Annotated in this window: 10 protein-coding genes; 7 read left to right on the forward strand and 3 right to left on the reverse strand. The window is 45.5% G+C overall.

The window, feature by feature from the left end:
• The first annotated feature begins 2 nt into the window (after positions 1-2).
• A complete protein-coding gene (bglB, locus tag AC1VYS_RS12300) occupies positions 3-1,082 on the forward strand; it encodes a beta-galactosidase BglB (protein ID WP_482914466.1) in 1,080 nt (359 codons plus the stop codon).
• A 167-nt stretch (positions 1,083-1,249) separates the two neighbouring features.
• Here the strand turns inward: bglB and AC1VYS_RS12305 are convergent, their stop codons facing one another.
• The 3 genes from AC1VYS_RS12305 to AC1VYS_RS12315 are packed head-to-tail and all read right to left on the reverse strand — an operon-like array spanning position 1,250 to position 5,611.
• Complete coding sequence (locus tag AC1VYS_RS12305; RefSeq protein WP_482914467.1) at positions 1,250-2,263, reverse strand: sugar ABC transporter substrate-binding protein; 1,014 nt, start codon at positions 2,261-2,263, stop codon at positions 1,250-1,252.
• Complete coding sequence (locus AC1VYS_RS12310; RefSeq protein WP_482914468.1) at positions 2,256-3,854, reverse strand: response regulator transcription factor; 1,599 nt, start codon at positions 3,852-3,854, stop codon at positions 2,256-2,258. Before AC1VYS_RS12310 ends, AC1VYS_RS12305 begins: the two co-directional genes overlap by 8 nt.
• Positions 3,851-5,611, reverse strand: coding sequence for a cache domain-containing sensor histidine kinase (locus AC1VYS_RS12315; protein ID WP_482914469.1), 1,761 nt, complete (start codon positions 5,609-5,611; stop codon positions 3,851-3,853). The genes AC1VYS_RS12310 and AC1VYS_RS12315 overlap by 4 nt, the downstream gene beginning before the upstream one ends.
• A 300-nt stretch (positions 5,612-5,911) precedes the next feature.
• Between AC1VYS_RS12315 and AC1VYS_RS12320 the strand changes: the two genes are divergently transcribed.
• The 6 genes from AC1VYS_RS12320 (at position 5,912) to AC1VYS_RS12345 (ending at position 12,411) form a co-directional block, all read left to right on the forward strand.
• Positions 5,912-6,934 carry an ABC transporter substrate-binding protein gene (locus tag AC1VYS_RS12320; RefSeq protein WP_482914974.1) on the forward strand — a complete coding sequence of 341 codons (1,023 nt, stop codon included), beginning with the start codon at positions 5,912-5,914 and terminating at the stop codon, positions 6,932-6,934.
• 136 nt (positions 6,935-7,070) lie between these two features.
• Positions 7,071-8,603: a sugar ABC transporter ATP-binding protein gene (locus AC1VYS_RS12325; RefSeq protein ID WP_482914470.1), complete on the forward strand. Its 1,533-nt coding sequence runs from the start codon at positions 7,071-7,073 to the stop codon at positions 8,601-8,603.
• Positions 8,604-8,607: 4 nt separating this feature from the next.
• Positions 8,608-9,651 (forward strand): ABC transporter permease, encoded by a 1,044-nt coding sequence (locus tag AC1VYS_RS12330; protein ID WP_482914471.1) that lies wholly within the window; start codon positions 8,608-8,610, stop codon positions 9,649-9,651.
• On the forward strand, positions 9,641-10,615 hold the full coding sequence (gene yjfF / locus AC1VYS_RS12335) for a galactofuranose ABC transporter, permease protein YjfF (protein ID WP_482914472.1): 975 nt from the start codon (positions 9,641-9,643) through the stop codon (positions 10,613-10,615). Before AC1VYS_RS12330 ends, yjfF begins: the two co-directional genes overlap by 11 nt.
• A 121-nt stretch (positions 10,616-10,736) precedes the next feature.
• Positions 10,737-11,786 carry an ABC transporter substrate-binding protein gene (locus AC1VYS_RS12340; RefSeq protein WP_482914473.1) on the forward strand — a complete coding sequence of 350 codons (1,050 nt, stop codon included), beginning with the start codon at positions 10,737-10,739 and terminating at the stop codon, positions 11,784-11,786.
• 97 nt (positions 11,787-11,883) lie between these two features.
• On the forward strand, positions 11,884-12,411 hold the full coding sequence (locus tag AC1VYS_RS12345; RefSeq protein ID WP_482914474.1) for an AAA family ATPase: 528 nt from the start codon (positions 11,884-11,886) through the stop codon (positions 12,409-12,411).
• Positions 12,412-12,426 lie beyond the last annotated feature (15 nt).

Genomic DNA, 12,426 nt, shown 5'->3' on the forward strand with positions numbered 1-12,426 from the left:
CAATGATGCCGAATCAAGAAGTGCTTCTCGAGAAAATAAACAAGGTATCCCATGCAATGGAATCGATGAAAAACACAAGCATTAATGAACAGTTTCCCATTGGACTGATCGACATTCACTTGTGGGAATGGCCGCAGGGTGTTGGCCTTTATGGTTTGCTCCAGCTCTATGAAGCAACAAAGGATGCCAAGGTGCTGGAATTTCTCGAATCATGGTACAATGCAAGACTAATGGAAGGCTTACCCGAAAAAAATGTGAATACTTGTGCGCCCATGCTGACGTTGATGTCTCTGTGCGAACTGACCGGAAACAAGGAATACGAACGTGTCTGCGAAGAGTGGAGCAGTTGGATTATGAAGGGGCTGCTGCGAACTGGAGATGGTGCGTTTCAGCATATGATTACTGGAGACGCAAATGATGGCCAAATACTGATCGACACCCTTTTTATGACCGTACTATTCTTGGCTAAGGCAGGGGTGTATTTTAAGAAAAAAGAGTATGTAGAAGAAGCGAAGCGACAATTTCTTGTGCACATTAAATATCTATACAACAAAGAAACGGGATTGTTCTATCACGGTTGGGATTTCAATGAAAATCATAACTATGGTGCTGTTCATTGGGGACGAGGCAATGCATGGTATACGGCTGGTGTGATGGATTTCCTGAATATTACTCCGATCGAAGATGGGCTTAAGGCTTATCTGCTGGATACAGCGACTGCGCAAGTCAGAGCACTTAGCAAGCTGCAACATGAGGATGGCATGTGGCATACAGTACTGGATGATCCAGATTCATATAAAGAGACCTCAGCAACGGCTGCGTTTGGTTACGGCATTCTTAAGGGTATCCGCTATGGGTACCTGGACGAGTCCTATCGGAGTACCGGTTTAAAAGCGCTTGAAGCCGTGTTGCAACATATTGATGAATCCGGAGTTGTACAGCAAGTGTCTTATGGAACGCCAGTGGGACACGATGCCCAGTTTTATAAAGATATATCGATTAGTCCGATGGGTTACGGGCAAGCACTTACATTGTTTATCCTGATCGAAGGCTTGCGGCTTCCAGTTGACGAAGAAAAATGAGGATTGTACATGATTTAAAGATTAGGCCTAACCCTAGAGAGCAGACTCTTTACGAGTCTGCTCTCTAGGGTTTTTACTCCTCTTTAAGCAAGGGGGGGGCTGAAAACGATGCACTTCAGTAAGTTTCAAGACACGCCCTGGTGTATTGCTTGGTTAACGAGTTAAAACTATTCATGTGCAACCATATCTTGGTTTATTTCAGTAATCCCCGTATCTCTAAAATCCTCAACTGGAAGCCTGTCACTTGCACGGAGTAGTGTTTCAACAATTTTCGTTCCCCACATGCGCTCATTTTGCGAAATTGCTGCTGATAGTTGACCATTCAGCAGCCCTTTTTCACTGATCGAACTGTCACCAAAAGCAATGAGGTGACGGTTCAATCCTTTTGCTTTCCATACAAGGGCAGATGCAGAGACAGAAACAAAATCGAGCCCAACCACCGCATTGAAATGGGGGTGGGCTTCAATCATGGATTCGATATCCGATACTGCCCGATTTTCATTACCCTGATTATAATGTACTTCCAAAATTTCGATGTCTGTGTCACTACGAATATAATCAACAAAACCGTTCAATCTTTGTTGTAAACCATGCATCTCCTCCAGACCGCTTTCGACCAATATCATGCCTTCATGATGTAGCAGCTTTGCTGTCGTTATGGCAAACTGTCGGCCTGTGCGGTAATTATCCGCTCCGACATAAGCAGTTCGCTCACTGGAGGGGGCATCGGATTCGAACGTAACCACGGGAATACCTGCCGCGATTGCTTTATCAATCACAGGTGTTAGTGCGGTAGAATCCACAGGAGAAATGGCAATACCGTCAACGTGCTGTTTGATCATATTCTCCACAATGCGAATTTGCTGTTCGGTATTGGCCTCATCCGGTGCATTGACGGCCAAGGTGACATTATGTTTTTCAGCAGCCCGTGCAGCATCCGTTGTAATCATTTCATATGTCGGATAGGTCATCGGATAGATGATTCCGAATGTCTTGTTGTTTGACTCAGACGGTTCAACCGTTGTGGCGACATAGGGGCTAGCTTCCTGACTATTAGGCGATAGATCGCTTGAACTTGACGTTATCATTGAGCGACTAGAAGTGACTGATGAACACGAAGTTACCAATAAAACGAACACCATCATAATCATGAACCAGCCGGCAGATTTCAGCTTATTCATATATCGGCTCTGCTTTCATATCTAATCTTGGTGTCTCGAATGATACACATCCATGTGTACGATAATCTTTGGGGGTGATGCCTGTTGTTTTTTTGAAAATGTTTGAAAAATAATGCGGATCGTTATACCCAACTTTGAACGCTATCTCAAAAGTCTTGTTGTTCGTTGTTTTCAGCAGTTCCTTGGCTTTGCCAATTCTCACTTGGGTTAAGTACTCTGTTATCGTCTGCCCGGTTTCCTGGCTGAAAATTTTACTGAGATGACTAGGGCTGATGCGCACATGGGCAGAGATCGTCTTCAATGAAACCTGCTCGTTATTATAATGTTGTGACACATACGCTTTAACCTGATCAATGACATCACTGTATTTGCCAGAAGATGCTGCTCTTCGCTGCCATAATTGATTCAACAGATTACACAGGTATTGAGTACAGCCTTCCCAGCTTGTTATTTCCTGGATCATCTGCTGCAGGCTTGGAATATCCTCATCTGGGTCGGCCCCCATGCGGAAGAGTTGATTGGCCAGTCGAAAAGATTCAAGCGTAAGGTCGTTTAACAAATACAAGCCATATGATGATGAATTCCAATCAACCGACTGTAAAGGAGCAGCGAATTCCTGTACAAAGCTGTCACGTAGATGCGGCCCGCCAATCTTGAGAAATTCAAGAAAGCGGCTGCGATCCAGCAAAATATTCATTTTATCATTCAGAGGAGTATCACGAAGCGAAGCTTTGTTTTGTTGGGTCAAACGAGTAATATATTTGTCCTCATCCGCCTCCAGATAAGAAACATGAATACCTTGAAGGCGTGTCTGATTGCTACCAATGCCAAGAATGACACAGCAGTTGAACTGTTGCTCCAGTTCAAGGCGTATCGATCCTCGAAGTTGTTCAAGATACGATGTGATCCTGTCTTCGGAACCGGATTTCAGCAACAGCACCAGCTCGGTTCGGCTTCGAACGTAGGGGAGAAGTTCAACTTGCCCGCCACAGGCTTTCTCCAGAAAACCAAACATTTTATGGAATAACTCTTCCGAGTGTTGAGAGTCATCTGGCGACCGGATATCAATAATGGCGATAGTGTAAAATTTGGCTGAAAGAGGCAGCGAAAGCTTTTTGGCTGAATCGATGGCATCGGTTGTGCCAATGAGACCTCCGCAAAGATCGGCAAGCAGTTTTTCTTTGGTCATTGCACGGCTGGTCACTCGCTGTTCTTCTTCATCGATTTTCTGACTGACCTGATGCAAAGTCTGAAGCAGTTCGGTCGCGCTGACGGGTTTAAGACAGTACTCGGTAACGCCAAGTCGTATTGCCTCTTGAGCATAACTGAACTCATCATGGCCGCTCATTATAATGATCTTGATCTCTGGTCTTTGTGTACGAACGATGGAGGCCAGCTCTAAACCGTTCATAAAAGGCATTTTAATGTCCGTAATGAGAATATCAGGTGCCCATTCTTCAATTAAAGGTAACGCCAGCTCTCCATCTGGCGCATCTCCGCAGTAGTGGAAACCTTCCTTTTCCCAATCTACGCTACTCCGTATATTTTCACGAATACCGATCTCGTCATCAACAATCATCACTTTTTTCATTGCTGAACCTCCTTGCTTTTTGGAATGCGAATCTTAAATGTACTGCCTTCCATATAGGTGCTTTCCATCTCAACGCCATAGGAAGGGCCGAAGTAGAGCCGTATTCGATCATGCACATTCAGCAGGCCAAATCCGCCATCTTGTTCATCTTCTTGAAGGGAACGTGAGCCTGCCGGTTGTTCCAGTTCTTCTCTCAACTGTGTCAATCGTTCGGGTGTCATGCCAATACCATTGTCCTGCACGGTAAGCACGATACTTGTATCCTCCGCGTAACCCTGAATCGAGACGAGCCCTTGACCACGTCTGTTTTTAATGCCATGGTAGATGGCGTTTTCAATCAGGGGCTGCAGCGTCATTTTCAGGATTGGATATTGTTGTAACTCGTGATCAACTTTGATTTCATATGTCAAAATATCGTGATATCTCATCTGCTGGATTACCAGATAATTGCGGGCATGTTCAAGCTCCGTTTGGATCGTGACCCAGTCAAATCCTTTATTAAGACTCAAACGAAAGAACTTGGAAAGGGCTTGAACCAGCTTGATCACACTTTCTTTTTTTTCGGCTTCGGCCATCCAGATGATGGACTCCAGCGTGTTGTATAAAAAATGTGGATTAATTTGTGCTTGCAACGTACGTAATTCGGCTATTTTGACTTGTTCATTTTCTTTGATGCTTTTGTCGATCAGAGTTTTAATTTGCTCCAGCATGATGTTGAAACTTTGCCCTAGATCCGCAATTTCGTCCGAACCGGTGGGGGTAACCTTGACTTCCAGATATCCACTTGCTGCTTTTCGCATCTTGTTCATGAGAATTTGTATCGGATGAATGAGTCGGTTATTTAGGAAAAAATATAAAGAAATAGCAAAGAATGCGCTTAACAAAACGCTGATAATGATTAACTGGCGAATGCTGTTGGCCTCAGCAATAATTTCTTGAAAAGGCGCTGCTCCGATGATTTTCCATCCGGTTTGCTTGGACGTGCTATATACAACAAACTGTGGTTTGGAGCCTGCGGATAGGTTAAAGCTATCTTGCTGTGCATGGAGAGGAACCGAGTTAATCTGGTTGATGATGGCGAGAGATGCCTCGCCCGCAGGTGGTTTGAAAAGTGTTTTCCCATATTGATCATTAATATAAAAGAAGCCGGAATCTTTAATTTTCGTCGTTGTCAAAAAATCATCAATGAATGAATCATTCATATCAATCACAATAAAGCCGATGACTTCATGTGTAATCCGTTCTTTGACGGTTGTCATAATTGAAAGCGCATTCTGTTTTGGATATGCAAATCCATCCAAACGGTTATACTCAGCATCTGGTGCGGCATGAGGAATTCGTAAAATAGCGTTCGGGTACTGAACAAGATACTGAAAATAGGGATTGCGGAGCGGGTTACGATCCAGCTTGAATACCCCTTTACGTTCACTTATGCCTTTGCCGTAGAAGTTAACAAACGAGATATTAAGCACCTTATCGTATTTGTAGGTTTCCCTGTAGAGATTGTACGTCTGCAAAATGGCTTTGGCTTCAGCATAGGACTCGGATTGAGCATACAAATACTGTAGAACTTGCGGATTTTTGCCCAGTTCCAGCAGCTGTTCTGTATCTTCAAACATGATGTCGATGTTTCTGGCAAGCTGGTCAGCAGCCAGTTGTGTGGAGGCTTTATTATGATTGGATACAACCGTGTATGACTTATGGTAAGAAATCAATCCAACGATGATCAGTGGTACAGAACTGAGGATGATGAACATGCTGAGTAATTTAAGCCTGAGGCTTGAAGCTATCCACCTAACAAGTTTCAACGTATTTCACTCCATCTGAAGGGATCGGGATCAAAAGTTAGCATTATTATATCATGAATTTAGACAATGAAAGCGTATCGCAAAATAGTACACCATTCTCTAAAAAAATTACACGTTTTCATCCCATGTCTCTACAATTACTAAATTATTACATAAAATTCGTATCACATTCCATGTCAGTTAACATTGTAAGCGTTTTATAATGTGATCACACCACACAAGGTGAACTGAAAAAGGGAGGATTACATGATGCGAAGCAAAAAAAAGTGGGGACTCGCCATCACACTCGCGATGGTTATGCTTGTCAGCACAGCTTGTAACAGCGGTAATGGGGCATCCGGTACAAATCCATCGAGTTCTGGAGGGGACAGCGGCAGTACACCTGCCACTTCCAAGACGATTACACTTGGTTTCTCCCAAGTGGGTGCGGAAAGCGGCTGGCGCTCAGCGAACACCAAATCGATTCAGGACTCAGCGAAAGAAGCAGGGTATGATCTGAAATTCTCCGATGCACAGCAGAAACAGGAGAATCAGATTAAAGCGTTACGCTCCTTTATTCAACAGAAGGTAACAGTAATTGCCTTTTCCCCAGTGGTAGAATCCGGTTGGGATACGGTTCTGAAAGAAGCGAAGGATGCAGGCATCCCTGTCATTCTGACTGACCGTGCTGTGGATTCAGCGGATAAATCCTTGTACAAGACGTTTATTGGCTCCGACTTTGTAGAAGAAGGCCGTAAAGCAGGGCAATGGCTGAGTGACCAATATAAAGATACCCAAGAAGAGATCAATATCGTGGAGCTTCAGGGTACAACGGGTTCTGCTCCAGCGAATGACCGCCAAGAAGGCTTCATGGAAGTCATTGGTTCCAACGCCAAACTGAAAGTCATTGCGTCACAAACCGGCGACTTTACTCGTGCCAAAGGGAAAGAGGTTATGCAAGCTTTCCTCAAAGCTCATAAAAAGATCGATGTTCTCTATGCGCACAATGACGATATGGCACTTGGCGCCATTCAAGCCATTGAAGCTGCGGGTTTGAAACCAGGCGTAGACATCACCATTATCTCTGTCGATGCCGTGAAAGATGGTATGCAGGCAGCTGCCGATGGAAAAATCAATTTTATCGTGGAGTGTAACCCGCTGCTCGGACCTCAGTTGATGGAGGCGGTTCAGGCTGTGGTAGATGGCAAAGAGATTGAAGCCCGTATTGTTACGGATGAAACCACCTTTACATCGGAGCAGGCCAAAGAAGCACTGCCTACACGCGAATATTAAAAACAGATGCGGTTAACACCGAAAAGTCATTTTCGACCTGGTTGTCGCTAAATGACTTTTTTCTATCTGCCGATTGTGGGTAACGGCTTCTACAATATAAGGGGCTTTTATTAATTTATAGTGGGAGAGATTTGATATGGATGATAATCACGTACCCATCCTGCAAATGACGGGCATCACCAAGCGTTTTCCGGGCGTTAAAGCACTCTCTAACGTCAGCTTTCGTCTGTTTCCAGGTGAAATTCATGCATTGATGGGTGAAAATGGGGCAGGAAAGTCGACGTTAATTAAAGTCTTGACGGGTGTTTACTCGATTGACGAAGGCACCGTGACGATGGACAATCGGACGCTTGCTATATCGGGACCACTTGAAGCACAAAGAGCGGGGATCAGCACCGTATACCAGGAAGTGAATCTTTGCCCGAATCTAACCGTGGCAGAGAACATTTATATCGGTCGCGAGCCGATGAAGTTTGGACGTATTCACTGGAAACAAATGAACCGCGATGCAGAGAAGCTTCTGCGTGAACGATTGAATCTAGTAATTGACGTGAAAGCACCTTTGCAGTCGTATTCGGTAGCGGTACAGCAGCTCATCGCGATTGCCAGAGCACTTAGCATTTCGGCCAAAGTACTTATTCTCGATGAACCAACATCCAGCCTGGATAAAAATGAAGTGCAGCAGCTATTTCAGATTATGCGCAAGCTGAAGAGTGAAGGGCTGGCGATTCTGTTCGTGACGCATTTTCTCGACCAAGTATATGAAATGTCGGATCGTCTGACCGTGCTCAGGAATGGTGAACTGGAAGGGGAGTACATTGCAGCAACACTTCCACGTATGGAACTCGTACTGAAGATGATTGGTAAAGAGCTTGAAATGCTGGAGGAACTTCCGAAGCAAACGGGCGAAGGAATGGCAGAGACGGAAGCAGGCCCTGATGCAGGGGAGGTTATGATTACAGCGACCGGGCTTGGACGAAAAGGAGCCATCGATCCATTTAACTTGACCATTCGTAAGGGAGAGGTCGTTGGTCTTGCTGGCTTGCTCGGATCAGGCCGTACCGAGATCGCTCGTCTGATCTTTGGCGCAGATCGTGCCGATGAAGGAAAACTGACTGTTGCGGACACAGGGAACACAGTGAAGTCGCCGCGGCATGCGATTGATCAACATATTGCATTCTGCTCGGAGAATCGCAAAACCGAAGGTATCATTGACGATCTGACCATCAGAGAGAACATTATTCTTGCCTACCAGGCGACACGGGGATGGTCTAAACCGATTTCTCGTAAAAAGCAGGATGAACTCGCTGAAAAATATATTAATTTACTGCAGATCCATCCTAAAAATCCGGAGCAGCTGATCAAAAACCTGAGTGGTGGCAACCAGCAGAAAGTATTGCTTGCTCGCTGGTTATTAATGAATCCGGATCTGCTGATTCTTGATGAGCCTACACGCGGCATTGATATTGGGGCAAAGGCGGAAATACAGAAACTCGTGCTTTCGCTGTCGAAGCAAGGTATGGGCGTTCTATTCATTTCCTCAGAGCTGGAAGAAGTAATTCGGGTCAGCGATCGAGTTGCTGTACTGCGTGACCGGAAGAAAGTCAAAGAACTTGCTGGGGATCAGATCAATCAGCAGCAAATCATGAAAGCCATGGCAGGAGGTTAACGTAATGATTAGCAGGATGCGAAAACATCATTTGTTTTGGCCGCTATGTATGCTCGGTTTACTTTTGTTATTTAACTTGCTCTATTCGCCGGATTTTTTCTCGCTTGTGATGCGTGAAGGCAATTTATATGGAAGTTTGATCGATATTCTGAATTTCGGAGCACCGTTGATCCTGGTATCCATCGGCATGACCCTGGTAATTGCTACCGGCGGCATTGATCTGTCGGTAGGTTCCATTGTCGCGATATCGGGGGCGATGGCATGTATGACGATCAGCAAAGGAACAGATCAAAGCTCGCTCTGGCTTGTTCTGAGTGCACTTGCATTGTCCATTGGTCTTGCTCTGGTCTTGGGTGTGTGGAACGGAGCACTGGTATCGGTTGCGCGGATCCAGCCTATTATCGCAACGCTGATTCTGATGGTCGCTGGACGTGGTATTGCACAGTTGATTACCGATGGACAGATTATCACGGTGTCCAACGCGCAGTATCAGTACATTGGAGCGGGTTCACTTGCGGCTTTACCGTTTTCGATTTTTATCGTGCTGACCGTGCTACTTATTGCGGTTCTGCTCACCAGAAAAACAGCCCTTGGGCTATTCATTGAATCGGTTGGGAATAATGCTCGCGCCAGCCAGCTGGCGGGGATCCGTTCCAAAACCGTCATTCTCGCCGTGTATGTGTTCTGTGGTCTCTGTGCTGGCATTGCAGGACTGATTCTTAGTTCCAATGTGTCCAGTGCGGACGGGAATAACGCAGGACTCTGGTATGAACTGGATGCCATTCTGGCTGTCGTGATCGGCGGGACGTCACTCAATGGCGGCCGGTTCTATTTGATGGGTACGGTGGTTGGAGCACTGATCATTCAAACCTTAACAACAACGATCTATATGATCGGTGTGCCTCCAGAGGTTACGCTGGTTGTCAAAGCATTCGTCGTGCTCGCCGTATGTTTAATCCAATCCGAATCCTTCCGCAAGTCCATGGCAGTTCGTCTGAAAAAGCGGAAGTATCCAGCTGAACAAGGGGTGAATCGCCATGTATCTTAATCGAAAGCTGCTCCCGGTCCTGGTCACCTTTGGCTTGCTTGCCGTAATGATTGCCATTGGCTCGTTCCGTTATACAGGTTTCTTTTCCACTCAAGTCCTGTTTAATTTGCTGATTGATAATGCTTTTCTGATTATTACAGCGATTGGCATGACCTTTGTCATTGTATCTGGAGGGATCGATCTTTCTGTAGGTTCAGTCATCGCTCTGACAACAATTATTAGTGCGAGTTTGGTTGAAAAACAAGGATGGCCACCTACCGTCGTTATTCCCATGGTGCTGGTTATGGGCGCGGTGTTTGGTACTGTGATGGGAGCCATTATTTATTATTTTAAAATCCAGCCTTTTATCGTCACATTAGCAGGGATGTTTCTGGCAAGAGGGCTGTGTTATGTCATCAGTACAGACACCATCACGATTACGAACTCGTTTTATACCGATGTAGCACAAGCCAAAATTCCGCTTCCGGGTGGCAGCTTCGTTTCCATCAATGTGATCATTGCCCTGGTCGTTTTACTACTTGCTATCTTTCTTGCGCATTACACTCGTTTTGGGCGCAATGTGTATGCGATTGGTGGAAGTGAGCAATCTTCCATGCTGATGGGACTACCTGTTGCGCGTACGAAAATATTCGTCTATACCTTAAGCGGGTTTTGTTCGGCACTGGCGGGTGTTGTTTTTACATTCTACATGTTATCCGGTTACGGATTACATGCAATGGGGCTAGAGCTGGATACGATTGCAGCGGTTGTCATTGGCGGAACGCTGCTGACCGGCGGTGTGGGTTACGTGGCAGGCACGTTCCTTGGTGTATTGATCCAGGGAATTATCCAAACTATAATTAGTTTCGAAGGCACGCTCAGTTCATGGTGGACGAAGATTGTCATCGGTTTGATGCTGTTTGTTTTTATTTTGTTCCAGCGTCTTCTGAGCGAACGGCGAGTATCCGCCAAAACTTTGCAGTAGCCTGCTTCAACATGAACCGTTTGAATCTCTTGGCATCAATGAGGTGTGATAAGGACGTAAAGTCAGGTTGTATAGAGAAGTTGGCTGCGCTAAATGATGTTAAGGGAGGGGCAAAGATCTGATGAAAAAAGTTGTGGGCTGGTTGGGTATGCTGCTTCTGTTGTGCCTCGCTGGCTGCACCGCAGCTGAGTCCGAGTCTAAGCCCCCTCCTGTTCCATCGAATATCGAATCCTTGCCCTCATTAGAGGAATGGATGCAATCACCGGAATATAACACACCTTCTAGAGAACCCATTAAACTAGGTTTTTCCCAATTGGGCACCGAGAGTGCCTGGCGGATCGCAAATTCAACTTCTATTCAGGATGCGGCCAAAGAGTCGGGAATTACACTTATTCTGAAAAATGCAGAGCAGTCTCAGACGAAACAATTTGAGGCTGTTCGTTCGTTTATCAGACAAAACGTAGATGTAATCGCTATTGCGCCCGTCGTGGAATCCGGCTGGGATGACATTCTTCAAGAGGCGAAACAAGCAGGGATTCCCGTGATTATCGTTGACCGTTCTGTAGACGCACAGGATACCTCTCTATTTGTAACAACGATTGGTTCGGACTTCTATGAAGAGGGTGTGAAAGCGGGAAAATACATTCAGGATCGACTGCGGAATGTGCCAGGAACGATTCGAATTGCTGAACTGCAAGGCACGAGTGGATCAACGCCTTCGATCCAGCGGGGTGAAGGGTTTAGAAGTATCTTGGGTAATCAGGACCATATTGTATTCTCACAAAGTGCTCCTGCTGATTTTACAGAGGACAAAGGCAGGCAGGTCATGAGCCGTTTTCTTCAGGTTTCGGAAGCGGAGCAACCGCAGGTTCTTTTTGCTCATAATGATGAAATGGCTTTTGGTGCCATTCAGGCGATTCAGGAAGCTGGGTTGAAACCTGGAGAGGACATTATCATTGTGTCCGTAGACGGCTCACGGAAGGCCCTGAAAATTTTGGCGGACGGGCAGATTAACGCAGTGGTTGAATGTAACCCGTTACTCGGTCCTCAGCTCATGCAGGCGACTAAAGAGATTATGGCAGGGCGCACTCTGCCCAAACGCATGGTGCCCCGAGAGGATATTTTTACACAAGAAAGTGCAAAGCGTGAGATGGTTAATCGAAAGTTTTAGCATGATCCTGTTGGACCATTCCGACGGGATTTTGCATTGTTATAGAATATGACTTATAGTGTTAATCCGATATGATTCCATGTGAAGGAGTGATTTTATGATCATTATGATTAATGGCGCATTTGGTTCTGGTAAGACTTCAGCAGCGAAGGCGTTACAGCCAAGAATTGATAATAGCATGATCTTTGACCCCGAAGAAATAGGTTATATGCTGCGGAAGCTTCTCCCCGAGGAGCATCGAGAAGAGCAGGAGCGCACGGATGATTTTCAGGATATCGAACTCTGGAAAGTGTTGACGACGAAGGCGGCCGAAGAGGTGAAGGGAAAATACAATAAACATTTGATTGTTCCTATGACGCTCTATAAAAAAGCTAACTTTGATTACATCTATAATGGGCTTAAGGAGATCGACACAGACTTGTATCATTTTTGTCTGACGGCTGATTTAGAGACTATATATGGACGTCTTGCTAAACGGGGAGATGAATTCGGCGGATGGCAGTATCAACAAGCACCGAAGTGTGTGGAAGCGTTCAAAGCAGATGTATTTGAAACCCGCATTCCCACGGATCATCTGGATACGAACGAAGTGATTGATATTATTATGCAGAAAGTGAAAGGGTAAAAAGAAGAGGGGCAA

It is taken from the genome of Paenibacillus sp. G34 (genome assembly GCF_056856875.1).